Source organism: Aeromonas sp. PrichA-15, assembly GCF_017939245.1.
GTDB classification, from domain to species: domain Bacteria; phylum Pseudomonadota; class Gammaproteobacteria; order Enterobacterales; family Aeromonadaceae; genus Aeromonas; species Aeromonas caviae.
Genome location: NZ_JAGKRH010000164.1, coordinates 1 through 684, shown reverse-complemented (window position 1 = coordinate 684; position 684 = coordinate 1). Strand labels below are relative to the sequence as shown.

The 684-nt window shown below is 57.7% G+C and carries 1 protein-coding gene and 1 pseudogene; both read right to left on the bottom strand.

What is annotated here, in order from left to right:
- A pseudogene (locus J9889_RS17580) lies at positions 1 to 233 on the bottom strand (phage terminase large subunit family protein); the annotation flags it as partial.
- On the bottom strand, positions 205 to 684 hold a 480-nt coding region (locus J9889_RS17575), incomplete at its 5' end, for a terminase small subunit (RefSeq protein ID WP_081805673.1). The gene J9889_RS17575 and the pseudogene J9889_RS17580, both read right to left, overlap by 29 nt.

Here is a 684-nt window from a genome sequence, read left to right as displayed (position 1 = left end):
GCCGACTTGACGAAATTGACCTCTCGAATGTCGTCATTGGCCATCGCGTTGATGATGGCCACCTGGAACGGCAGCGACTTCCAGCGGCCCTCCTGATAGGAGGACTCCACCGGCAGGTAGTAATGGTCATCCATCCACTCGGCGGCAGTCTGCACCGGCGGCCTGAGCAGGGCTGACAGCCCAAGGTTGACGGCAGCCGCCAGGCTACTTACTTGTGCTGTCGATATATTCATCCAGTAACTCCGGCAGCAGATCACCCAGGGAGGCCGCCTCGTTGCTGGCTATGACCAGTTCGCGCTGGAGCCCCTCGATGTGCTTGGTCTGCAATTCGGGATAACGGCGGCGCATAGTGAGTGGAACGGTGTCGAGCAGACTGCTGACCTTTGCGGCGATGCGCGTCAGAGCGAACGTTGCAAACTCGGTCGGCACCTGATGGCGCTCAGCGATCCGGTTCTCGCGCTCGGCCTTGTCGGCCTGCTCCTTTGTGAGCCTCCACCGTTGGAAGTCCAATTGATCCTCATCCATGTCTTGAGGATCAGTTGGTTGGTGTTTTTGGATCGCGTTCTCGATCCGGTTATCCACAACCGAGCGCACATCAAAGTAAACGTTGCGCCCGATCTTTTTTACTGGCTTAACTCCCCACTTATCAAAGGCTTGCACCGAGATCCCCAGGCTTGCAGCCAT